Source organism: Halostagnicola sp. A56 (assembly GCF_000691505.1).
In the GTDB taxonomy this organism is placed as follows: domain Archaea; phylum Halobacteriota; class Halobacteria; order Halobacteriales; family Natrialbaceae; genus Halostagnicola.
In genome coordinates this window covers 80,865-104,136 of record NZ_JMIP02000023.1, presented here as the reverse complement: position 1 = coordinate 104,136, position 23,272 = coordinate 80,865, and the positions used below count along the sequence as shown (strand labels likewise).

Genomic DNA, 23,272 nt, shown 5'->3' with positions numbered 1-23,272 from the left:
AGTCGCGAACGCGGGGATATCGACCGTTCAAACGTCCACTTTCCAGGTCGTACTCGAGGAGTAGCCCCACTTCTCGATGTCGATGTCGTACTCGCTGTTCTGGAGCGCGGTGATGTTCGAGCCGACCTCCTTGGCAGTCATCCCGAGTTCCTTGCCGATCAGTCGCGACTTAAAGTACGTCTTCGTTGCGGCGTTCTCGCGGAGGTACTGCAGGATTTGGCGCTGTTTGCTCGTGAGGTCGGCGGCCATTGCAGTGCTCATACCCGTGCGGACGACCGCACCGACCTTAGGGGGTTTGGTACGTGCGGTTAATGAGTCGCAGTCGGGCGGTTTTCGGGGTTGGTAATGGATCGATACTCCGGTGGAAAGGCCTCGTTGGTACGGCCGGTTAATACATCCGAGCGGACGACACTCAGAAAACGCGACCGATCGTCGAGGAAAGACGCGGCTAACGGCGATCGATTCACTCGACTTCGTAGCGTGTCGTGACGAACGGACCGAACGCACACGCGACCGCTTCGGAAAGCGCCCGCGCTCGAGACGTCAGACCGCCGGTGAGCGCGCCGGCGGCGCCCTCGGCTTCGGCGACGTTTTCCGTCCCGAGTCGGTCATCCATGATCGGACCGAGTTCCGCCCCGGCGTCGAGACGAGCGCCGACAGAGTCCGGAAGCCGAAGCGACGGGCCGCTGGCGACCTCAAGGTGCTCCCCGTCGGTGACGCAGGCCCACATGACGAGTCGCACGCCGGGTGCGTACTCGAATCGCGTCACGCCGCCCTCGAGACCCACGCCGTAGTCCGCGTCGGTCGCCTCGAGCGCGCCTCGAGCGCGTTTTTTCGCACCGGTGACGGTCTCCTCGACGGACGAGGGTTGTTCGCTCACACCCGAGTCGACGCCGACGGGAACGATCTCCGCGTCGAACTCCGCGAGCGTTCGTTCGACGGCGCGTTGCTTGACTGGGTTCATACTCCCGACGGCGACGTGCATACTCGAGATGGGGTGCGTGATCGTTGTGTACTTTACTCTCTGCGGGGCGAACCGAGCGGATCGTCGACACGGAGATCGATACTAATTTGAATGTTTTGATAATTCATACCACTTCCGACGAATTACCTGTTTTCGAGCGTTGTGAGCTACGGATTCCGAAACTCTTATCTCTCGAGTCTCAGAACGAGAAAGGGGGCTCGTCGATGAGAATCGGAAATTCGCCGGTTATCTGGCGGAACTTCTTCAAATGATTTCGGAGGTGTGGCCGACGGGCGGCGAGTTCTCGTAACTCGTCCGACGGTTTCGGTGTTCCCAGCTCTGTCATTGCGAGGGTTAGGCGACGCTCCGGTTCTCGATTACGATTCCCGTGCCGGATCGGACCGAGTACCCGATCCGGTCACCGACCTGTTCGCCCATCCCCGCAAAGCGCTTGATGAACAGCTGTCGACGGATGTCGTTGCCCACCTCGATCATCTCGAGTTCGATGAAAACGTCAGCGATCGATCGGAACGGGCCGATCGCCTCCTCACCGACGGTCGAGGGGTCGACGGTCAACACGACGACTTTCCCCTGCGAGATGATGTCCCGGAGAAAGGAGATGATCTCGAGTGCGGCCTGGCGTTCCTCGTTCTGTCTGACGAGTGCCTCGAACTTCGGATCGTTCCGCAAGATCGCGTCGAACGTGTCGATGACCACAATGTCGGCCGTCCAGATCGTCTCTTCGTCCATCAGATCCGTCAGCAGGTCCTGTCGATTCTGCTCGTCGTCGCTCGCTGTCAGGACGCTCCCGCTGTCTAAGTCGCCGTGGAGAAACAGCATGTTCTCGAACAGGAGGTGTTCCTCGACGTTGTAGTTCAGCGAGTGCATCTGCTTGACGAAGCCCTGCACCTCGAGTTCCGTCGAGAGAAAGGAGACCGACTTGCCGGTCTCACAGAGGCCGTAGGCAAAGCGCTGGGAAATCGCGCTCTTGCCGGCACCGTAATCGCCCTCCATGAGCACGATGCTCCCGGTCGGAATGCCGCCACCGAGTTCCTTGTTCAGTCGGTCGCGGTCGTCGAGTCCGATCGAGAATATGTTATTCATCTGACTCATTCGTCTTCACCCTCCGTCTCCTCGTCGACGACGACGCCGTCGCGCTCCTCGAGCATCACGTCGCGGTGGGTCTCCCGGGAGCCATGAGCGCTACTCGAGGAGTCAGCCGCGTCGTCCCACATCGCCCGTCCGCCGTCGGTGTCGACGCCCTGAGGCGTCGCGTCCGACGCGTTTCCGGCGTGCGGCTCGCCCTCCGATTCGGACGTCTCAGGGCCGTTTCCCGATTCGTTCGATGGCGTCCAGAACCCGTCGTCCTGTCCGGAATCGTCGCTTCCATCGTCCCATATCGCGCCGTCGTCGGTCGAATCGTCGGCCGATCCGCCCCACAGGTCGTCCGGATCGTCGTCCCCGTCGTCGTCCGACTCGACGAGCCAGCCTATGTCTTCGTCGGTATCGGTGTCTGCTTTGTCGGTGCCGTCGTCCACTTCGCCACTGTCGTCGTCCGACCCGTCGATATCGTCGTCCGCTTCTCCAGCATCGTCACGCTCTGGCTCGTCCCCACCTCCAATCGACTCGTCTACGTCCTCGCTGTCGGTCGACGCCGAGTCCGTCTCGGCCGAAACCCAATCGACGCCCTGCTGGGTCGACTCGGAGTCGTCGGCCGAATCGCCCTGTGGTGTGGGTTCGTGGTCGTCAGCCGAATCGTCCTGTGGTGTGGGTTCGGGGGTTTCCCAGGCGAAATCCTCGGACGCTTGCTCGTCCTCGGACTCGGATTCGTCCTGACGGGCAGCGTCGATCGGTTCCGGGTCGGCCGGTTCTGTACCAACCGCGTCCGAGTCGGTTGGTTCCACGCCTGTCGTATCCGTTTCCGGTGTGTCCGCCGCCCGACCGTCGTCGGCCAGCATCTCGCCGGCGGCATCATCATGTACGAGGTCGCCGTCGAATTCGACGGCCGGATCCGCGCCGACGACCGTTGGTTCAACGGTCGCCGATTCGCCGGAGTCGGCCGCCGTCGTCTCGGCAGTGACCGCGGCCGCGGCGACCGCCCGTTCGTCTGTCTCGGTTGACTCGAGAGAGTCGTCGATCCCCGAGTTCGTCTCGCGCTCGAGACCCTCGGACTGCCTCGCGACCGGGTCGATGTCGTCGGCCGCATCATCGCGCTCGAGTGCGGAGCCATCGTCCGAACGGTCCGCCTCGGGATGAGTCGCGCCATCGGCGGAACTGGTCACCTCACCGAGCGAGTTGGTCTCGTCATCGGCCGAGTTAGTCTCGTCATCGGCCGAGGGTCGGTCCGGTTCGGCGTCGACGATCAGGCCGTTCGAGGACGGATCGAACGACCCGTCCTCGCCGCCGACACCGACGTAACTCACGAACGTCAGTTCCGTTCCGGTACCGTCTGCGTCACCTTCCTCGGTCGCCGGCGACATCTGGTTCGAAGCCGCATCCTCGCTCGAGCCTGCCACGCCGGTTGGGGGCGTCGACTCGGCTTCGGCGACAGGCGAGTCGGCCTCGGCGTCGGCTTCCGCGTCCGCCATTCGTTTCTCGATGGCCTCGGCGTCGAGTTCGGTCTCGAGTCGACTCGTCGGGATGCCTTCCTCGCGGACCCACTCGCCGAACGTGCGTCGTTTCTTCTTCGGCGAGGCGGCCTGACTGATCCACCACAGGCTTCGCCGGTGGTCGATGCCGAGCGAGGAGTTGGGCTGTGGATCCTCGAGGTCGGGGCCGCCTCCGAAGCCGTTGAGCATCGTCTGCAAGTACTCCTCGACGGGGTCGTCGACCCAGCGAATCGACCCGTAGAACCGAACCGTCTCCGCCGCGCCGTCGAGGCCGACCTCCTCGACGAGGTAGTCCAACCACTCCATGACGAGGAACTCCGTGTCGTACTCCGAGGGGAGCGACTCGAGGTACGGTCGCCCGCCGTCGTTCCAGGCGCTCTCAATGCCGCTCGCGGTCGAGTCATCGGATCCGGACGACGGTCCCGTCGTATCGTCCGCTCCGAAAACGTCGGCCGCGCTGGCCGTGTCGGCCTCCGAAGCGTCGCCAGTGTCCAAATCGGAGTCATCGGCTGCGCCCGCGAGGTCGTCGGCCGAATCCTCCGCCTGGCCGTCGTCGTCCCACTCAGCCGAACCCGACTCGTATTCGTCTTTGAGTTCGTCGAACGAAAGGTCACCGCCGCCGACCTCGTCATCCGAATCTGTTTCGTCGCCGAAGTCGTCGGCGTCGTCGAACTCGTCGCCGAATCCGTCGTCCGTATCGTCCGCAATCACGTCCTCATCGAGGAAGTCCTCCGCATCCGCTTCCGACACGTCTTCGTCGACGTCCGCTTCGTCTTCGTCGTCGCCGTCGAACAGGCTGTTCCCGCCGAAATCGCCGGTTCCCTGTGCGCCTCCGCCGTCGTCGAACGAATCGCTCAGCGAATCGCCCTCGACGAACGGGTTTACGCCCTGGGTTACCATCTCGTAGACTTCCAGCAGTTTCCGGATGTTCTCTTCGATATCCTCGAGCGACTCGCTAATCTTCTCGTTCTCGCTTTGTACCGTGTTGACCGTCGAGGAGAGCGAACCGACATCGTTTTCCATCTCTTCGACCCGCGCTTCGATCTCGCTCGAGGCCCCGTCGTCGTCGCCGCCGTCGTCCATCTCGTCGAAGGACATCTCCCCGCCCATCGCGTCGCCGCCGCCCATCATGTCACCACCACCCATCACGTCGTCGCCGCCCATCATACCGTCGCCACCCATCGAATCGCCGCCCCCGAGGAGGTCGTCGCCGCCGTCCATGCTGCCGCCGTCCATCCCTCCACCGGAACTCGAGTCGGGCATCAGTCCACCGCCCGAACCGCCGGAGAGTCCACCGTCCGAACCGCCGGAGAGCCCACCGCTCGAACTGCTCGAGAGGCTGTCGTCGCCCATCAGGCCGTCACCGCCGCCTCCCGAGCTATCGTCGTTGCCGCCACCGAACATATCACCGATTATAGATAACATGACCAATTCATCTCTCAAGCGGGTGTTTGTGCTCCTCGTCGCCCCAGCGGACTGGTTCGTCTGCGACGGAGGTCGCCATCTCCGTTGTGCTCAACGACGAGAGTACCCATATAGTATGTAACTATGAACGTATGTATTAAGGTATTGTGGCCGCCGACATTCAGTCGTATTGAATGCTCTAATTCCGCGTTATAGAGCGTTTAGACCCCATTTTCGCCGCCACTACCACACCGAGTATAATGTTCCGTTCACGTGTATTTCGGAGAATTAAGTCGCAGGTCAACCGTGACAGACCGCGTCGAGACGGACGCTTCGAGATCGTGATTTTTCGGTTCGACAGACTCTCAGCGTGGGCGAAGGTTTGTCCTCGTCTGCCGTGTCGTGGACTTAGAGACGAGCCGAAACGTATCGGGAATACAGGGAGTTTGGGCTCGTCTCGTATTCGTCCCCGCGAATTTATTTCTTTAATTATTAAACCGGCAAAAGGGAAAACGGTTTCAAGATATCGGTCGCAGGCTTTGTCATGCACGTTCGTATCGCCGACGGAGCGAGCGAGGCGGAAGCGACGGCCATTGCGACGGCGCTGGCCGAACACGTCGGCGTCGACATCGAGGTCTACGTGGGCGAGGAAGCCGAGCCGACGGTCGTCCGCGAGGCCGACTCGAGTTCGGATGCGACGCCAGCGTCTTCGAGCGCCGCGAGCGAGGACCAAAGCACTCACGCGGCAAACCCGGCCGCGTCGGGTGCGACGGCGGATCGAGCGTCGGACCCGACTGAACCGACCGACCGCGAAGAACGCCTGTGGGCGGAAATCGAGGATATCCTCGAGGGCGGTCCACGGAAGTACAGAGAACAGCTTTCGTCGGAAGGAAAGTTGTTCGTCCGGGACCGCCTCGAGTACTGGTTTTCGGGCCCGGACGACGAATTCCTGTTCGAAGACGGCAAGTTCGCCGCGTTCGACGAGTGGCACCCCGACGGCGTCGAGACTGACGATTCGGGAGAAAGCGACGACAGGCTGCCGGCCGACGGGCTCATCACCGGAGCGGCAACGTTCGAGGGCCGGGACGTCCACGTCATGGCCAACGACTACACCGTCAAACGAGGCAGCATGGCCGAGAAGGGAGTCGAGAAGTTCCTCCGGATGCAACAGCGGGCGCTAAAAACCGGCAACCCCGTACTGTACCTGATGGATTCCTCGGGCGGTCGAATCGACCAGCAGACAGGCTTCTTCGCCAACCGGGAGGGGATCGGCAAGTACTACTACAACCACTCGATGCTCTCGGGTCGGGTCCCGCAGATCTGCGTGCTCTATGGTCCCTGTATCGCCGGTGCAGCCTACACGCCCGTCTTCGCCGATTTTACCGTGATGGTCGAGGGAATGTCCGCGATGGCCATCGCCTCCCCGCGGATGGTACAGATGGTCACCGGCGAGGAGATCGACTTACAGGAACTCGGCGGCCCGGCCGTCCACGCGCGGGAATCGGGCTCGGCGGATCTCGTCGCTCGAGACGAGGAACACGCCCGCGAACTCGTCGCCAAACTGCTCTCGTATCTACCGAGCAACGCAGACGAGACGCCGCCTCGAGTCGAGGGTCGGTCGCCGGCGTCCTCGCCGGCGGGGATCGACGCGGTGGTTCCCGAGCGGCCGAACGCGAGTTACGACGTGAACGCGGTGATCGAGCGCGTCGTCGACGCGGACTCGGTGCTCGAGATCGGATCGGAGTACGGCGACGAGATCGTCACGGCGTTCGCCCGGATCGACGGCAGACCGGTCGGCATCGTCGCAAACCAGCCGGCGCGACGCGCGGGAGCGATCTTCCCGGACGCGGCCGAGAAGGCTGCTCGGTTCATCTGGACTGCGGACGCGTTCAACGTCCCCCTGCTGTACCTCTGTGATACGCCGGGATTCATGGCCGGGTCGCAGGTCGAGAAAGAGGGAGTCCTCGAGAAAGGAAAGAAGCTGATCTACGCGACCGCCTCGGCGACGGTCCCACAGCAGACGGTCATCGTCAGGAAAGCCTACGGGGCGGGGATCTACGCGATGGGCGGGCCGGCCTACGATCCCGAGAGCGTCATCGGTCTCCCCTCCGGAGAGATCGCGATCATGGGCCCCGAAGCGGCGATCAACGCGGTGTACGCCCGAAAGCTCGCCGCGGTCGAGGACCCCGACGAGCGCGAGGCCCTCGAGCGAGAACTTCGCGAAGCTTACCGCGAGGACATCGACATCCACCGCATGGCGAGCGACGTCGTCATCGACGAGATCGTTCCCCCGAGCACGCTCCGGACGGAACTCGAGAACCGCTTCGAGTTCTACGCGGATGTCGAGAAATCCCTCCCGAGCAAGAAACACGGCACGATTCTGTGAGCGACGGCGGCGATGGTCGCCAATCCGGCGAACCGAGGCGACGAAATTCAACGGAACGAAAGAGCAGTCAACAGGACAGCGAAACGAAACGGCATTCGAGACCGTTTCTGATGGGATTCTCGAAACCGTTTCAGAAATGTGTTCGATGGAGAGTATCGAGCAATTAGTTGTGCTTGACCGACTTTCTCGCGGGACACTCTACTTCGATCGAGTCACGACTGTTGAACACGTTCAGGACGAGCGTCGCGTCTACGATCTCACGGTTCCAGGAACCCGAAATTACGTTGCAGGTAATGTTCCAACTGTCATGCATAATACCACCGCGTCACAGGCTGTAGCCCGCGAAATCTACGGAGAAGACTGGCGAGAGAACTTCCTCGAGCTGAACGCCTCCGACCAGCGCGGGATCGACGTCGTCCGCGATCGGATCAAGAACTTCGCCCGCTCGAGTTTCGGCGGCTACGACTACCGGATCATCTTCCTGGACGAGGCCGACGCACTGACCTCCGACGCCCAGTCCGCACTTCGCCGGACGATGGAGCAGTTCTCGCACAACACCCGCTTTATCCTCTCGTGTAACTACTCGAGTCAGATCATCGACCCGATTCAGTCGCGCTGTGCGGTGTTTCGGTTCACGGAACTCTCCGAATCTGCGATCGAGGAGCAGGTGCGCGAAATCGCCGAAAACGAGGACATCGACGTGACCGACGATGGGGTCGACGCGCTGGTCTACGCCGCCGCGGGGGACATGCGAAAGGCGATCAACGGTCTGCAGGCCGCGGCGGTGATGGGCGACACCGTGGACGAGGAAAGCGTCTTCGCGATCACGGCGACGGCCCGCCCCGAGGAGGTCGAGCAGATGGTCGAGCAGGCCATCGACGGCGACTTCACCGCCGCCCGCTCGACGCTCGAGACGCTGTTGATGGACCGCGGCCTCGCGGGCGGCGATGTCATCGATCAGCTTCACCGCTCGGCCTGGGAGTTCGACCTCTCGGAGGACGCCACCGTCCGACTGCTAGAGCGACTCGGCGAGGTCGACTATCGCATCACGGAGGGTGCGAACGAGCGATTGCAGCTCGAGGCGATGCTGGCGGCGCTGGCGCTCGAGAACGAGGCCTGAATCGGCGGCGCTGGCGCTCGAAAATGACCCGCGAGTCGGCGAGATCGAGCGACGCCGTGTGTTCGAAGCGTTTCGAACCGTTCGGCTAGTTTTTCTTTTCCCCCGACAAATAGGCGTGTATGGCTCGAACGCTCAGACGGTGGCGGAAGCCGGGATTCGGACACTGGCGACCGACTGAACGGATTCACTCGAGTGCGAGGCCGACTCGAGTGCCAGCGGAGACGATAGTCGAGCGATCGGCGAGAGCGCCGTCCACAACGGTGGTGATCGGCGGATGAGTCTGCGCGAGCGCCTCGGGACCGGTTTTCAACTCGCCGGCGGCAGCGTCGCGGTGCTTCGTGCGAACCCGGGGTTGACCGTCTACCCGCTCGTGGGCGGCCTCGCAACCGTCGCGTACGTCGCGACCGTCTTCGGCGGCTTCGTCGCACTGGGCGGCTCGGAGTCGCTCGCCCTCGTGGTCGCGCTGCTGATAGGCGCGTACGCCGGGTCGATGTTCCTCGTTTCCTTCAGCATCGCCGCGCTCGTCTGGGCGAGCAGGGAAACGTTCGCCGGTCGGACGCCGTCGGTGAGCGCCGCGTTCCGGGCCGCCGCCGGCCACATCTGGGCGCTTTTGGTCTGGTCGATTTTGAGCGCGTTCGTGGGCGTCGCGTTGCAGGCGCTCGAGGAATCCAGCGAGATCGTCGGCGTCATCGTCGCGGCGCTGCTCAACACCGGGTGGCTCGCGCTGACGTACTTCGTCATCCCGGTCGTCGTCCTCGAGGACGCCGGGCCGACCACGATGATCCAAGAGAGCGGCCGGATCATCCGCGACACGTGGGGCGAGACGCTCGGATCGGAGTTCGGCGTTGGGTTCGTCACAGCCCTGTTGTTCGTTCCGGGGCTGGTATTCGGCGTCGTACTGTACTTCGTCGTCCCCGGCGAATCCGCGCTTCTGGTCGCCGTTCTCGGCGGCGGGTTGCTCATCGGGGTCGGCATGCTCGCCGGCTACACGCTCGGTGCAATCGCGAAGACGGCGCTGTACGTCTTCGCTCGCACGGGAACGATGCCCGGGGAGTTCGACGAGTCCACGCTCGTCGAGGACGCGGAATCCGCGTAACTGAACGCCGCCGACGATGGATTTCCGCCAGCCGCTACAGCCAATCGAGGAGGGGTTTCAACGGCCATAGCACCCCCCGAATCGCGAGTGCGACGGCCCCGAGTCCGAGCATCGAGGCGTACTCCCTGAACGCCGACTCGAGCGCTCGCCGGTCGTCCGACGTGCCGAAAAACAGCATGGTCGGTTCCGTCGCCGGACCGTAGACGGCCATCTCGCGCCCCTTCTCGGAGTAGACCGTCTCGTGCTGTTCGATCAGGTTCGCGTCGACCAACTTCTCGAGATGGTAGCCGATCGTCTGGACCGACACCTCGAGTTCGGCCGCGAGTTCCGCCGCGGCCATCGGTTCGCGGTTCAGGGCTCGAAACGCAGACTGTGCGGTCTCAGACTGGAGGGCTCCGAGGACCTCCTCCGCGTGCTCGTCGTCGAGACAGACGACTTGCGGCGTCTCGCTTCGTTCGAATGTCGTCTCTGAATCTCGTGAAAAGAGTCGCCCCATAGGTGTTTACTGGCCATATCATCAGTTCATAATAAAACGACACTGGTAACGGAGACGCCGTTCGAAGTTACCGTCAGTCCGGCCCGTAGCCAGCGCCGTCGATCGGCTCGCACTCTCCTAATTCGTCTCGAGAGAGCCACCGCTCGCAGATCTCGACGTTCTATAACATAACTGAGTTGTACTGTCAGATCCACAATTCTCCCGACCTCGAAAGCAATTCCCTAACCAAATTATTTTCCCACCGTTTAGTCATTTTAATATATTTCTCCATAAACACTCCTGTATTTTTGTATAGACGGAACTAGGATTTCGTAACAAATTCTCTCAGTCCGTAGCACGTTTTGTGTTTCCATGCCATTTATTTCCAAACCTTAATTACCTTGGTCCTCTATACCCACATATGGCCCGACAAGAGGTCTCAGAGTACGGTATTGACGCTGAATGGAGAAACCTCTACATTGATGGGGAGTGGCGAGAGTCAGAATACGGCAAGACCATTACCGTCACGGACCCATCAACGTGTGAAACGATTGCAACAGTTCCGGACGCAACCGAGATCGACGTTGACGCAGCGTACGAAGCAGCCGCCAAGGCACAGGAGAAATGGAAGCAAACGTCCCCAGCTTGTCGTCAGGAGATCATTCAAGAGGTACTGGTGCTGCTGGAGGAATACAGCGAAGAGATCATCGACCTGCTGGCTCACGAAGCCGGTGGTGTCCGCGCCATGGGCGAAACTTCCCTTCATCTAGCATCCGACCAGGCCGCGGAGGCCGCAACACTGCCCCGACGGATGAAAGGCGAGCACGTCGCATCAAACATTCCCGACAAGGAAAACATCGTCGAGCGCGAGGCCAAAGGGGTCGTCACTGTTATTTCGCCGTGGAACTTCCCATTGAACCTCTCGATGCGCGCCGTCGCACCGGCTATCGCCGCCGGAAATACCGTCGTGCTCAAGCCTGCGACAAACACTCCTATTGTTGGAGGGCTGCTGTTCGCTCGGCTCTTCGAGGAGGCTGGCCTCCCCGCGGGCGTCCTCAACGTCGTCACGGGGCGCGGTTCCGAGATCGGTGACCGCGTTGCCGGCCACCCTGAGAGCGACGTCGTCGCCTTCACGGGTTCGACGTCTGTCGGACGTCAAGTCTCCGCCACCGCTGGTGAGAACCTCGCTGAAGCGGCGATGGAACTCGGTGGCAACAATGGCCATATCGTCACCGCCGAAGCGGACATCGATCAGGCCGTCGATGCCGCGGTCTTCGGTAGTTTCGTCCATCAGGGTCAGGTCTGTATCTCGATCAATCGTCACCTCGTCCATGAGGACGTCTACGACGAGTACGTCGAGAAACTGACTGAGCGCGCTGAGTCTCTGCCCGTTGGCAGCGCCCACAACCCAGACATACACCTCGTGAGTTCCCGTTCTAAACGTTGATCGTCTCTATGAGGTGAGACACTACGATAAGTTCTTCACAAGCCTCTTCCAACCGAGAGTTCCGTCGTCAGTTTGAGCGTTATCTTCAGTGCCTTCCCGTCTCTCAACTGGTCTCGTTTAGATTCTTTACCCAGTTACTTGAATTATAAAAATCGAGAGTAGAAGTTCGTCTTTGGCGAGGTCTCCTTTGTTCACTAGCCTCACCACCTAATGTCCACAGAGACGCCAGAATTGTCTTCACTGGATGGGACTATTTTATCTACTCCGAAAGATCTATGCTAAGCGATCATACAGGATATCTCCTATATTAGGATATAGTGATTGATGGGTATAGATATACATTAGATCTAATCTTTGATGCCCCAACATAGGCCGACGTTTCCCATCAGTGGAAGAGGGATTATTTGGTGTGCTTACGCAATTTCTAGAAACATTCTACTACTGAGAACGGACCATTATTACACTCATACAATTGTAATAGTCTAGTCGATCTTATTACATCCATACGTTCGTATAGAAGTTTACTGAATGATGTTTTTGTTCACTAATAGGAAATGCCCATATGTTATTTATATATAATATTTCACTCTCACCTCAAGACAGAGATATACTCAGTACTTCACAAAGCCGTTAGTTGAGAAGTCCGCTTACTGAATTGTGTCCAGCAATCAGCAACAAACGGACAGTGAAATCCACGAAGACCAGCTCTTTAACTTTCTCGTCAATGTTCTCACCGACGCGTTCTCGCCCGATCTCGGCGAGAACGCTGAGATTGATCCTGAAGAGATTTTCGAGGTTCTCGTCGGCGCAACCGCCGACGGGACCTCGATCTCCACCCTCTGCGAGAAGGGTGAAGACGCTCCCTATGGCAACAGCGTTCTTCATCATCTCCGGACCAAGATCGACCTCGAAACCGTCGAATCTACCGGGAACACGCTTCTCCAACAAGATGCTCTAGAAACCCTCCCTGAGCAGGTGGACGTCTGCAATGATCTCCACCTGCGTCCCTACTACGGTGACGAAGACGAGACAGACGACCTCTACTATAACGAGGCCAAAGCAGGAAAGACCGTGTTCCATGCCTACGCCACGCTCTACGCACGCGTGAACAACAAGCGATACACCTTGACGGTACGCCGTCTCACCGACGGCGACACCGCCAGCGATGTTCTCGTTGAGGCCCTTGGACTGCTCGAGAACTTCGAGTTCGATGTTAAAACGGTATATCTCGACAACGGCTTCTATGACGGGAAGTGTCTCGCGTTACTCCAAGCGCACAATTTCGCGTACATCGTTCCGGTTATCAAGTGGGGCAGCAAGATCAAGACTGAACTCAGCCAAGGCTGGAGTCGTGAGATCTCGCATGATCTCACGACGTCCTATGGCGAGCACGAGTGGACCGTCAAATTCCTGGTCATGATCGACTGTGCCTACAAGAACGGTCGATACAATGAGCATGGGGTGGCGCGTCGACGGCGTAGCCGTGACGCGCCGTTCATCAACGAGCCACGACAGGCTCAATCCTACTACAGCAAGCGGTTCGGGATCGAAGCCAGCTACCGACTCTCCGAGTCAACGCTAATCTCGACGACGACGCAAGATCCGACGAGACGGCTGTTGTTCGTCGTGTTGAGTCTGATACTCCAACGTCTGGCGGTACTTGCACTGGAAGTACTTGGCGACGCCCCGCAGTGGCGGGCGTCACCTCCGATGGTGGCCCTTCGAGGAGTTCGTCGATATGGTAACTCGGGCAGCGTGGACGGCCCTCGCGGCGCGTCGGGCCGTCCCTGCAAATCGGCCACCGGATGACAGATTCCACCGATAACTGGTGACCGCGTGCGTCCTCCCGACTAGTGGCGACATCATCGCGTCGGCGGCTGATTGCCGCCGACCGCGACGCTTCCTCGTCTCCTGACGTCGGTATGGATCGTTGGAGCATACGTCCAGCCCAGATTCGTCAGTAATTCACACCGTGGATTTTTACCTCCTACAGATTTACTTCTACAAGAAGATGAGCGATACTCGCCCAGACTGGTGGATTGAAAATGAGGAGTTAAAAGATAAGCTTGATTTAGCATCTTATGAGCCGCCACGATTTGAAGACAATGTTTATACACATACTGTTGTTGAACCTCTTGAAGATGAATTTAACATTGATCTTAAATTCGTTGGGGTCAACCCTCGATATCCAGAAGATTGGCATGTACGAGTAGACGGAAAACCTCTATTTACTATTGGACGGCGTACGATATTGTGCTCCTCCTCGAGAATTTCTCGAAGCAGATCCCGCATAAATCCGGAATCGTCCGTGATTAGTACGTCCATAAGTAGTTCGACACACTCAGTTGACTTAATAAAATTGGCCGTTGGTCCGCGACCGCTCCGTGAACAGTCGAGAGGGGGGCTGGGGCGGACGGCTCTCGCCAAGGGGACGCCGTTTTAGTACGCGTGTGGTCTCGCGCGACTGCCGCGGATGCGTTCGAGCGAGCAGCGTCGTCGACCCAGATGTTCGAAGGAGTCAGTCCGGCCGCGTGATGTGGAACGGCAGGCCCTCGACGCCGTCGCGCTGGAACTGGTCGATGGTGGAGTTGACCTCGTGGTACTCGAGAATGTTCTCCTGGATCATCCGCTCGATGATGTCCGAGCGGAACTGGAGATCGTCGTAGATGTCCCGCGTGTCCGCGTATCCCAGCAGCGTCGCGATCTGTTCTTCGAGCACGTAGGAGTTGTTCATCCCCTGGAATACGATTTCGTCCTCGACGGGGTCCCAGTAGAACACCTGCCGGGTGACGACGCCGTCCATCTGATCGGAGTAACCCTCGATCTCTTGGACGCTCGTGACTCGTCGAAGGACGTCGTCGCCCTGTTTCACTCGGTTCTGGAACAGCGCCACGTCGGCGTTGTCCATGAACGTCTCGGGGACGTTAATCGGGTCTCCGGTAAAGCGCTGGATCATCGAGACGATGTCGCTCGCGTGGAAGGTAAGCATGACCGGGTGGCCGGTCTGGGCTGCCTGGAACGCCATTCGCCCCTCCTCACCACGAACCTCACCCACGACGATGTATTCGGGACGAGACCGCAGCGCCGCCTCGACCAGGTTGAACATGTCGACGTCGGCGCTGTCCTCGCTGCGACTCTCTCGAGTCAGCAGCTGCTGCCAGGTGTCGTGGGGCGGCAACACCTCGGCCGTATCCTCTGCGGTGTAAATCTTCGAATCCCGCGGGATGAACGACATGATAGAGTTCAGCGTCGTCGTCTTCCCCGACGCCGTCTCGCCGACGACGAACACCGTCCGCTCGTTCTCGAGACACAGCCACAGGTACGCCGCGAGTTCGGGCGACAGGGTCCCCCAGTTCGTAATCTGCGTGACCGACAGGGGCACTTCGTCGCCCTGACGGATGGTGAGACTCGGCCCCTTCACGCTCACGTCGTCGCTGTAAATCACGTTCAGACGCGAGCCGTCGGGCAGCGTCGAGTCGATGATCGGTTCCGCGTCGGTCATCGGGTTCCCGATCCGTTCGCCCATGTTGCTCAGCCAGCTATCGAACTCCTCCTGAGTGCCGAAGTCGACGGTCGTCTCGACCATGCCGTAGGTGCCGTGATCGACGTAACACTCGTTGGGGCCGATCACGTGAATGTCCTCGTTGGCCGGGTCGCGCATGACCGGCTCGAGCGGACCGAGACCGACGATGTCGCGGTTCAGCCGGTACCGGATGTTCTCGTAGGTCTCCTGGGGAATCTCCTGTATCCCCGGGTGGAACCGAACTTTCAACCGATCGATGATATTGTTCAGTTCACTGCCTTTGATGTGGGTCGACTCCTGGAGCAACTCCTCGATCTGATCGTCGTACTCGGCGTCGTTTTCCGGCGCGGACTTGCTCGTACTCCGGCGCAACAACGAGTCTTTGACCGTCTGAAAGACCTTCTGCTCTTCTTCCGAAAGCGTCGGCTCGACGGCAAAGTACTGCATCTTCGCGCCGACGTCGCCGTAAATGTGGCTGAAAATCGGGCCGCCGACCGGGTACAGCACGTTCGGGTGATTGGTCTCGTACTCGGCGGAGGGCTCGTCGATGAGAATCGGAAATTCGCCGGTTATCTGGCGGAACTTCTTCAAATGATTTCGGAGGTGTGGCCGACGGGCGGCGAGTTCTCGTAACTCGTCCGACGGTTTCGGTGTTCCCAGCTCTGTCATTGCGAGGGTTAGGCGACGCTCCGGCTGCCCAACCTGCTGATAGAGCTGCTGACGAAGATCATTCTTATCTTCAAACTCCATCGGATCGTCCTCTGGGACACTGAAGTTCTGCCAGTTCAGCCGATTTTCATCATCGAGGAACTCCTCAATACGTTCACGCTGTTCGGAGTACTTCCACGAGTGACTCACAAACACCCGATACGGCCGATCTTCCAGAGGAAGACGCGGCTGCGTCGACGTGCCGGTCTCATCTGTTGTTGAACCTGATGAAACTAGGCCACCAAGTTCTTGAGCGCCCTTGTATGTGAAATAGCCTGCCACAGCAGCAGCGATAATGAGTTCAGGGGCGTCGTGCCAAAGGTAACGAAGTGGATCATCGTGTGGATCATGATCAACTTGTCCACCTTTCCAGTCGGCATATCCGGCGAGGAGGTCTTTTCCGAGATTGACGACATCGGTGTTTTGTTGGTTTGTGGTTGGAACGGATGTCGTATCGGTGCCTCCAGTAGTATCCTCGAACAGGCCAGCAAACGGATCGTCTTCCCCGTTTGATTTGATAAGGGTATTCACGTCAAGGCTTCCGGTGAGGCTTTGCACCTCGACGGTCGGCACGTTGGTGACAGGGTCGTTTTCGTTGGGTGTCACAGGCGATACATCGCAATTTGGATATTTAAACCTAAGGGGATATTTGCTATTCAGGAAGGTTCGTGTTTCCGTGAACCTCCGAAAAGCCTCCACGACAGATTCCTTCCGAATCACCACAAAGAGACCCGGTATTCAACCGATGGCCAATTGGTGAGATTTGCTTTCCGGAAACAACCCGGTCACGTATTTATGGCCTGACGCAGAACCAGTCACTCACTAACACAATGATCTGCGATGCTCGCGTTCTCCGGGCTGGGTTCGTCCCTCGGGAAGTTCAGCATCGCGACGCCGAGGTCAACCATCTCTCCAGCGTTCTCGAGCCCATCACGAACGGAGAACCCGCCGACACGGCCATCGTCACCGGACCCAGCGGCGCCGGCAAGACGTGCATCTCGCAGTTCGTCACCGAACGCCTACGTGAGGAGGTGCTCGACGTCGAGACGACCTACGTCAACTGCTGGCGCAACTACACCCGGTTCCGCAAGCTCTACCAGATCCTCGGCGATCTCGGCGCCACCATCGACATCCACCGCCAGTCAACGCCGCACGACGAACTCGTCGACCGCCTCCAGCAGCATGACGGCCCGCGGACCGTCGTCATTCTCGACGAGGTCGACCAGCTGAAGGACCCCAGCGTCATTTATGACCTCCACAGCCTCCCGCAGTTCGCGATCATCTGCATCGCGAACAAGGAAGAGGAGCTGTTCAGCCGCGTCGACGACCGCCTCGTGAGCCAGCTGCGCTCCAGCGAACACGTCCGGATGGACAAGTACCACGACGAGCAACTGTACGATATCCTGAGTGCGCGGGAAAAGTGGGGACTCGATGAGGACATCATCACCGACGACCAACTCTACCGCATCGCCGACGCGGCCGCCGGCGACGCACGCCTCACAATCGGTATCCTCCGAACAGCCGCCGGCAAGGCCGATCGCGAGAACCACGAGCGCATCACCGACGATATTCTCTTGGACGCCGCCGAGGATGTTCGGGCCCAGATCAAGCAGAAGAGCCTCGACTCGCTCACGCCGCACCAGCGCGTCGTCTACGATATCGTTCGCGAGCACGGCCCGATCGGGCCGAGCGAAATTCACGAGCGCTATACCGAGGACGTCGATGATCCACGGACGAAACGGACTATCCGCACGTACCTCTCGAAGATGGAGCAGTACGACCTCCTCGAGGCGGAAGGGACGAGTCAGGACCGAGAGTACTCGCTCGTCGATTCAGCAGCGACGTCGCCGATGCAGTGACCGTGACGCCGTTGAGGGATCATAGAACAGTTCATAGATTCTCTGTAATTTCCTCAGAAAACGGTCATTACAGGACACTCACTGGTCAATTGTAATCGCCACGCCTACTTGCGGACCCGGTCTAAATTGACATGGATAAGATACGTCGGCGTACACCCAGTCTTTCACGTTCTCCAGTTCCTCCTCGGACAGGTTTTGTCGCTCTTCGTCTGAAAGGGTGTCTTCCGCCGGTGCCAGATCGAAGGATAGGGGCGCATCCTCCGGGTTCGATTCGATCACTTGCGTCGGCCCTGCAAAGAGCACGAGGACGGAGAACTCATCCCCGCCCATGGAAAGAACCGGTGTTCCTGCGAAACTACCGCGCTGATTTTCAAAGGCGCGTTCCTCGGCCGTCAAGGTATACTGAAAGGCATCGGAATCTCTGAATACATCCCCTCTAGACCCGAGTGTCGTCAGTATCGCCGCAACATCACGTGAATCGACCGAATCCAGCAGAGTTCGCTGATGATCAGATCAAAGAGGAAATTTTGGGAGCAACAGCCATCGATAGTATCAAATTAGTATTTGTTTCGAGAGAATACTCGCCATCAGCACTCAGGAATAATCCCAGTGACGGCAGCGTTCCGAGGGATGCATCTGGAGATGATGCCTGACTATTTCAAGCAATAAGTGGACAACGCGTTCCCCCAGTGAATTTCGGTGAGTGGAGTCGGACCAGTGAGCATACTCACCGCGAGCGAACGGGCCAAAGAACCCTCGAAGCCGCGCCGCTGGCGCAGCTGAGGGGATGACGCTGTGCTTTTCATCGAAGTTTTGCCGAGGGCCAACTTTCCTGGCCCGCAGCGCAAAAGTTCGGTTCGCACGTGTACTTACCGATCCCTCTCAAAATTTGGTAGCCGCTGATGATTTCAACAGAGCCAATACGGTTAGTTTCCATCTGCAGTTGATGTGCCAAGGTACGAGAGAAGAGCGCTAGTGACGCGCTCCACAAAGTCGTCTGTGATCACGCCCTGCACGCCGGCGATGTGGAGTCGTCCTTCAACGTCGCCACCGACCACGGGAGGACATGGCTCTGTGCCCCAGGCTCGCCTCGTATCCACGCCTCGCTCGGTACCGCGAAGCTACCGGGGTGGTGCGACTGGGTAGTGAACGCGACGACGATCGATTCCTCATCGGGGTAGGGGAGGCGGTCAGCTGACACGACCAACCACGGCCTTGGGTTCCCGCCGTCCGATTTGAACGGGTCGGGCGCCCACACGACTTCCCCTCGTGACGCCATCTATGCATCCTCACTGTCGTCGCGCTCGGTGATGGGTTCGACGGCGGTTTCCATCCACATCTCGACTTCCTTGTCGGAGAACCCACCGTCTCTCGCGTCCACCGCAGCGGCGCTGAGGTGGGCAGCCGAGGCCACTGCGTGCTCGGCGTCAGCGATTTTCCAGTACTGACCACGGTGGTCGACCAGCCCGTGCTGTTCGAGGCGATTGAGCGTCGGACCGACGCTCCCCTGCGGCACGTCGACGGCGTCGACGATCTCTCGCTGACGGAACGCCTTGTCGGCGTTCTGGAGCAAGAGTTGGTAGACCTTCCCTTGTGTCGTGTCGGGGGCAAGATCAAGCATCGTCCCGTCCTCGTCAATCGTCTGGAATTGGTCTTTGGAGATCGGCCTTGTATGTATCTATTTGTATTCGATCCTATTAGGTCTTATCTATGACGGAGCGACGGGAATGAGTGAACTGTGACATCCTCGCCCGGCGTGAACGCCGGGGCTTCCACCACGGGTGGAATACCAGCAAAGTGCTGGATTGAGGTTTCAAGACGTATGCGCGTCACTGGTCTCCGGCTCCGCCCCCGCTCCCACCGCTGGTGAGTTAGACGGAACCTTGTCATCGGAAGCCTGCTTCTCAGACAGGAGTTCCTCACTCGGTGACGTGTCTTCGTGGGCCTGCCACTGGCCCCCACTCTGAGGCGAGTCATCGCCTGCCGGTTTCCAAGGCAGGCTCTCTCCCCACGGATTTAGCCGATTGGCTATGTTCGCTGCTGCGTTCAAATCCGCCTGATACCTCGACATCCAGCACGCCTCATTCGTACACTTGAACGTGCCCTGATGCGGTCTGTACCCAATGTACTGACAGGCGTGGCACGTTTTCGACGTGTGGTGCGGATACACGTATTCCACAGGAATACCGCGCTCCGCTGCCTTATCCTCGATGCGTGACTGCAACCGGGAGAACAGCCACTTGCCGAGGCGTCGGTTCCAGTACTTCCCGATGTCCTCGTCGGTGATACCGTCGAGGTATTCGAGAACAATAACCGGATTCTCGAACTGAGTTGTGTATTCGACTGCTCGTGTTGAGGTTTTCTCGATCTCGTCTTCGATGGCGTCTTGCCACCGCCCCCACACGAGGTCGTCCAAGAGGTTCGACGCATATCGTGGTTTCAAGCGGTCTTCAGCAGAGGCTTGTTTTTGTCGGAGGTGTCGGACGCGACCACCATCCACGACCAACGGGTCAACGGGTGTGTTGTCTCGGAGGGCACAGCCCACCAAGAGTTTGGATTCACCCACATCGAACCCGACGGATGTCCCATCGTCGCTCTCATACGAACACGAGTGGTCTGGTTCGACTTCGTAGTTCGCGGTGACGTGCAACACCCAGTGACTGCCGTCGCGTTGCAGGCGGATTTCACCCGCCCACACACTGTCGTCGTCTTCGTCAATCAGAGAGTGCCACCAGTCTTCTTGCTCAGGATTCAACTGGAGCGGAATCCAGAAGTTCGTCCCTCGACCGGGAAGCGGGACTTCCCAGCAGATTTCGTGGCGACGGTCGTCATCGTGGTCGAAGACGGTGATTTGCGATTTGGTAGCAGTGAGCGAGTTGCCGTCGCTCGATGCGTTTGCCCCCGAGCGCGAGATAGAGCACTTCGTCGATCGACTGGGTGTGTGAGGGGTGGGCCTGTTCGTAACGGGCCATGTGGGCGAACTCGTGGAGGGCGAGTTCGCTGGCCATCGCGCTCGAGGCGGCCTGTCTCGAGATGTTCAGCACGTGGTAGTCGTCGTAGTGGGCAGCAAAGGTGCGTTCGTCGGGGTCGTTTCTGAGACGAATGGTGACGGGCAGCGAGAGATCGTGTTCGGTTTCGAAGCGGTCTCGGGCGCTGAGAAAGGGCGCAGCGGGGCCCGATCCGTGCACGCGGATATCCATGGGTATCAATAGCAAGGGCTGGGGGAGTATGTCTGTTTCGCCCGTTCGGTACCGGTACGTACCGCTCGAGTTTCGGCTATCGTTTCGATTCGACCCGATTCGATTTGACTCGACTCGTATCACTGCTAACGTTCGTGTCTGTCATTCACTCACTCAAATGATGGATTCGCGTTGTCAAGCGGGCTACTGTCTCGATTTCCGACGCCAGCGAAACACTACCCTTTTGACCCCACTGGCGGTAAAGGTGGGTATATGGGCCGACGCAAGAAGATCGTACAGGAGTGTGAACGGTTGATGGACGAACCGGAGAACATCCGGAACATCGCCATCGCCGCTCACGTCGATCACGGAAAAACGACGCTTTCGGACAACCTGCTGGCCGGTGCCGGCATGATATCCGACGATACAGCCGGTGAACAGCTCGCGATGGACACCGAAGAGGACGAGCAGGAACGCGGGATCACCATCGACGCGGCGAACGTTTCGATGACCCACGAGTACGAGGATACGAATCACCTGATCAACCTCATCGACACGCCAGGCCACGTCGACTTCGGTGGCGACGTGACCCGAGCGATGCGCGCCGTTGACGGTGCGCTGGTCGTCGTCGACGCCGTCGAAGGTGCCATGCCCCAGACCGAAACGGTCCTCCGGCAGGCGCTTCGAGAAGGCGTCAAACCGACGCTCTTTATCAACAAGGTCGACCGCCTGATTTCCGAACTCCAGGAGGGTCCCGAAGAGATGCAACGGCGTCTCGTCTCGGTCATCAACGACGTCAACGAACTCATCCGCGGGATGACCCAGGACATGGACGACATCAACGACTGGACCGTCTCCGTCGAAGACGGGACCGTCGGCTTCGGCTCCGCGCTGTACAAGTGGGGTGTCTCCATGCCCTCGATGCAGCGAACCGGAATGGACTTCGCCGAGATCATGGAACTCGAGCAAAACGACAAGCGACAGGAACTCCACGAGAAGACGCCCCTGTCGGATGTCGTGCTCGACATGGTCTGTGAGCACTTCCCGAACCCCGTCGACGCACAGCCCCGTCGTATTCCGCGGGTCTGGCGTGGCGACGCCGAATCCGAACTCGCAGAACAGATGCGTCTCGTCGACGAATCCGGTGAGGTCGTGTTGATGGTCACTGACATCTCGATGGACCCACACGCGGGCGAAGTCGCCAGCGGCCGGGTCTTCTCGGGCTCCCTCGAGAAGGGCCAGGAACTGTACGTCTCCGGTACCGCGGGCAAGAACCGAGTGCAGTCGGTCGGTATCTACATGGGTGGCGAACGCGAGGAAGTGGACTCCGTTCCGGCGGGGAACATCGCGGCCGTCACCGGTCTGCGAGACGCTATCGCCGGCTCGACCGTCTCGAGCATCGAGATGACGCCGTTCGAATCCATCGAGCACATCTCCGAGCCGGTCATCACGAAGAGCGTCGAGGCCCAGACGATGGACGACCTGCCGAAGCTGATCGAAACGCTTCGACAAGTCTCCAAGGAGGATCCGACGATCCAGATTACGATCAACGAGGATACAGGCGAGCACCTGATCTCCGGACAGGGCGAGCTCCACCTCGAGGTCATCACCCAGCGTATCGAGAAGAACCAGGGCATCCCGGTCAACACCGGCGAACCGATTGTCGTCTACCGGGAAGCGATCCAGCAGGCAAGCGATCAGGTCGAGGGTATCTCGCCGAACCGCCACAACCGATTCTACATCTCCGTCGAACCGCTCACGGAGGATCTCGTCGAGACGATCAAAATGGGCGAGGCGTCGATGGACATGCCCGAACAGGAGCGCCGCGAAGCGCTGCAGGAAGCTGGCATGGACAAGGACGACTCCCAGATCGTCGAGCACATCCACGGCTCGAACATCCTGCTCGACGCCACGAAGGGTATCCAGCACTTGAACGAGACGATGGAGCTGTTCATCGAGGGACTCGAGGACGCGCTGGACAACGGTCCGCTCGCCAACGAGCCCGTCCAGGGGACGCTCATCCGTCTCCACGACGCGAAGCTCCACGAGGACACGATCCACCGCGGTCCGGCACAGGTCATCCCGGCAACCCGTAACGCCGTCCACAAGGCGCTGATCGACGGCCAGATCAAGATGCTCGAGCCGATGCAGGACGTCCGTATCGACGTGCCGAACGACCACATGGGCGCCGCTTCCGGCGAGATCCAGGGTCGTCGCGGCCGCGTCGACGACATGTACCAGGAGGGTGACCTCATGGTCGTCGAAGGCATTGCGCCCGTCGACGAGATGATCGGATTCGCCTCCGACATCCGCTCTGCGACCGAGGGACGCGCCTCCTGGAACACCGAAAACGCAGGCTTCGAGGTCATGTCCGACTCGCTCCAGCGCGAGAAGGTAATGGAGATCCGCGAGCGCAAGGGTATGAAACTCGAGCTGCCGCCGGCGATCGAGTACATCTAAGCTTCGACCGTTCTTTCACTTTCTCTTCTCGCGACCGACGTT

At 59.6% G+C, this 23,272-nt stretch carries 14 protein-coding genes and 5 pseudogenes; 7 read left to right on the top strand and 12 right to left on the bottom strand.

The annotated features are described in order from the left end of the window. Window positions 1-27: 27 nt before the first annotated feature. From EL22_RS13665 to EL22_RS18150, 4 genes are all read right to left on the bottom strand, one after another. The gene (locus EL22_RS13665) at window positions 28-261 is read right to left on the bottom strand and encodes a hypothetical protein (RefSeq protein ID WP_082146796.1); all 234 of its coding nucleotides are present in this window, start codon (window positions 259-261) and stop codon (window positions 28-30) included. Window positions 262-463: 202 nt separating this feature from the next. Next, window positions 464-985 carry a DUF84 family protein gene (locus tag EL22_RS13660; RefSeq protein WP_050052007.1) on the bottom strand — a complete coding sequence of 174 codons (522 nt, stop codon included), beginning with the start codon at window positions 983-985 and terminating at the stop codon, window positions 464-466. A gap of 333 nt (window positions 986-1,318) precedes the next feature. Then, window positions 1,319-2,077, bottom strand: a complete 759-nt coding sequence (locus tag EL22_RS13655) for an ATPase domain-containing protein (RefSeq protein WP_050052006.1) — start codon at window positions 2,075-2,077, stop codon at window positions 1,319-1,321. Beyond that, window positions 2,074-4,998 (bottom strand): FlaD/FlaE family flagellar protein, encoded by a 2,925-nt coding sequence (locus EL22_RS18150; RefSeq protein ID WP_197075918.1) that lies wholly within the window; start codon window positions 4,996-4,998, stop codon window positions 2,074-2,076. The genes EL22_RS13655 and EL22_RS18150 overlap by 4 nt, the downstream gene beginning before the upstream one ends. Window positions 4,999-5,521: 523 nt before the next feature. Here EL22_RS18150 and EL22_RS13645 point away from each other — a divergent pair. The 3 genes and pseudogenes from EL22_RS13645 to EL22_RS13635 all read left to right on the top strand — a co-directional run bounded on the left by EL22_RS13645 (window position 5,522) and on the right by EL22_RS13635 (window position 9,579). After that, the gene (locus EL22_RS13645) at window positions 5,522-7,363 is read left to right on the top strand and encodes an acyl-CoA carboxylase subunit beta (RefSeq protein WP_050052004.1); all 1,842 of its coding nucleotides are present in this window, start codon (window positions 5,522-5,524) and stop codon (window positions 7,361-7,363) included. A 94-nt stretch (window positions 7,364-7,457) separates the two neighbouring features. Next, window positions 7,458-8,483: pseudogene (locus EL22_RS13640) on the top strand (replication factor C small subunit); the annotation flags it as partial. 274 nt (window positions 8,484-8,757) lie between these two features. After that, window positions 8,758-9,579, top strand: coding sequence for a DUF6159 family protein (locus EL22_RS13635; protein WP_050052003.1), 822 nt, complete (start codon window positions 8,758-8,760; stop codon window positions 9,577-9,579). Window positions 9,580-9,613: 34 nt separating this feature from the next. Here EL22_RS13635 and EL22_RS13630 read toward each other — a convergent pair whose 3' ends face one another. Further along, entirely contained in the window at window positions 9,614-10,075 is a 462-nt protein-coding gene (locus tag EL22_RS13630; protein ID WP_050052002.1) for a helix-turn-helix domain-containing protein, read from the bottom strand. 400 nt (window positions 10,076-10,475) lie between these two features. On the opposite strand from EL22_RS13630, the pseudogene EL22_RS13625 reads away from it, so the two are divergent. Together EL22_RS13625 and EL22_RS13620 are read left to right on the top strand one after the other, a co-directional pair. Beyond that, window positions 10,476-11,468: pseudogene (locus EL22_RS13625) on the top strand (aldehyde dehydrogenase family protein); the annotation flags it as partial. A gap of 690 nt (window positions 11,469-12,158) precedes the next feature. Beyond that, a pseudogene (locus tag EL22_RS13620) lies at window positions 12,159-13,326 on the top strand (ISH3 family transposase). Window positions 13,327-13,745: 419 nt separating this feature from the next. Here EL22_RS13620 and EL22_RS19155 read toward each other — a convergent pair. Next, window positions 13,746-13,826, bottom strand: a pseudogene (locus tag EL22_RS19155) (response regulator); the annotation flags it as partial. Between the two features lie 193 nt (window positions 13,827-14,019). After that, window positions 14,020-15,693, bottom strand: a complete 1,674-nt coding sequence (locus tag EL22_RS13615; RefSeq protein ID WP_050052081.1) for a type II/IV secretion system ATPase subunit — start codon at window positions 15,691-15,693, stop codon at window positions 14,020-14,022. Window positions 15,694-16,562: 869 nt separating this feature from the next. Here EL22_RS13615 and EL22_RS13605 point away from each other — a divergent pair. Continuing rightward, window positions 16,563-17,591 (top strand): Cdc6/Cdc18 family protein, encoded by a 1,029-nt coding sequence (locus EL22_RS13605; RefSeq protein ID WP_050052000.1) that lies wholly within the window; start codon window positions 16,563-16,565, stop codon window positions 17,589-17,591. Window positions 17,592-17,669: 78 nt separating this feature from the next. On the opposite strand, the gene EL22_RS13600 is transcribed toward EL22_RS13605, so the two are convergent. The 5 genes and pseudogenes from EL22_RS13600 to EL22_RS13580 all read right to left on the bottom strand — a co-directional run. Then, complete coding sequence (locus EL22_RS13600; protein ID WP_156184143.1) at window positions 17,670-17,987, bottom strand: hypothetical protein; 318 nt, start codon at window positions 17,985-17,987, stop codon at window positions 17,670-17,672. A gap of 607 nt (window positions 17,988-18,594) precedes the next feature. Further along, the gene (locus EL22_RS19365; RefSeq protein ID WP_394298908.1) at window positions 18,595-18,870 is read right to left on the bottom strand and encodes a type II toxin-antitoxin system PemK/MazF family toxin; all 276 of its coding nucleotides are present in this window, start codon (window positions 18,868-18,870) and stop codon (window positions 18,595-18,597) included. Further along, a complete protein-coding gene (locus EL22_RS18145) occupies window positions 18,871-19,212 on the bottom strand; it encodes a winged helix-turn-helix domain-containing protein (protein ID WP_197075917.1) in 342 nt (113 codons plus the stop codon). A 192-nt stretch (window positions 19,213-19,404) separates the two neighbouring features. Then, window positions 19,405-20,346: a transposase gene (locus EL22_RS13585; protein WP_255349673.1), complete on the bottom strand. Its 942-nt coding sequence runs from the start codon at window positions 20,344-20,346 to the stop codon at window positions 19,405-19,407. 91 nt (window positions 20,347-20,437) lie between these two features. Further along, window positions 20,438-20,791, bottom strand: a pseudogene (locus EL22_RS13580) (DUF5781 family protein); the annotation flags it as partial. A 252-nt stretch (window positions 20,792-21,043) separates the two neighbouring features. On the opposite strand from EL22_RS13580, the gene EL22_RS13575 reads away from it, so the two are divergent. Beyond that, window positions 21,044-23,230, top strand: a complete 2,187-nt coding sequence (locus EL22_RS13575) for an elongation factor EF-2 (protein ID WP_050051998.1) — start codon at window positions 21,044-21,046, stop codon at window positions 23,228-23,230. The last annotated feature ends 42 nt before the right edge of the window (window positions 23,231-23,272 follow it).

Excerpts from the sequence above, each read along its gene's own strand:
- EL22_RS13665 (WP_082146796.1), bottom strand. The coding sequence starts at position 261 with ATGAGCACTGCAATGGCCGCCGACCTCACGAGCAAACAGCGCCAAATC.
- EL22_RS13660 (WP_050052007.1), bottom strand. The coding sequence starts at position 985 with ATGCACGTCGCCGTCGGGAGTATGAACCCAGTCAAGCAACGCGCCGTC.
- EL22_RS13655 (WP_050052006.1), bottom strand. The coding sequence starts at position 2,077 with ATGAGTCAGATGAATAACATATTCTCGATCGGACTCGACGACCGCGAC.
- EL22_RS18150 (WP_197075918.1), bottom strand. The coding sequence starts at position 4,998 with ATGTTATCTATAATCGGTGATATGTTCGGTGGCGGCAACGACGATAGC.
- EL22_RS13645 (WP_050052004.1), top strand. The coding sequence starts at position 5,522 with ATGCACGTTCGTATCGCCGACGGAGCGAGCGAGGCGGAAGCGACGGCC.
- EL22_RS13635 (WP_050052003.1), top strand. The coding sequence starts at position 8,758 with ATGAGTCTGCGCGAGCGCCTCGGGACCGGTTTTCAACTCGCCGGCGGC.
- EL22_RS13630 (WP_050052002.1), bottom strand. The coding sequence starts at position 10,075 with ATGGGGCGACTCTTTTCACGAGATTCAGAGACGACATTCGAACGAAGC.
- EL22_RS13615 (WP_050052081.1), bottom strand. The coding sequence starts at position 15,693 with ATGACAGAGCTGGGAACACCGAAACCGTCGGACGAGTTACGAGAACTC.
- EL22_RS13605 (WP_050052000.1), top strand. The coding sequence starts at position 16,563 with ATGATCTGCGATGCTCGCGTTCTCCGGGCTGGGTTCGTCCCTCGGGAA.
- EL22_RS19365 (WP_394298908.1), bottom strand. The coding sequence starts at position 18,870 with ATGGCGTCACGAGGGGAAGTCGTGTGGGCGCCCGACCCGTTCAAATCG.
- EL22_RS18145 (WP_197075917.1), bottom strand. The coding sequence starts at position 19,212 with ATGCTTGATCTTGCCCCCGACACGACACAAGGGAAGGTCTACCAACTC.
- EL22_RS13575 (WP_050051998.1), top strand. The coding sequence starts at position 21,044 with ATGGGCCGACGCAAGAAGATCGTACAGGAGTGTGAACGGTTGATGGAC.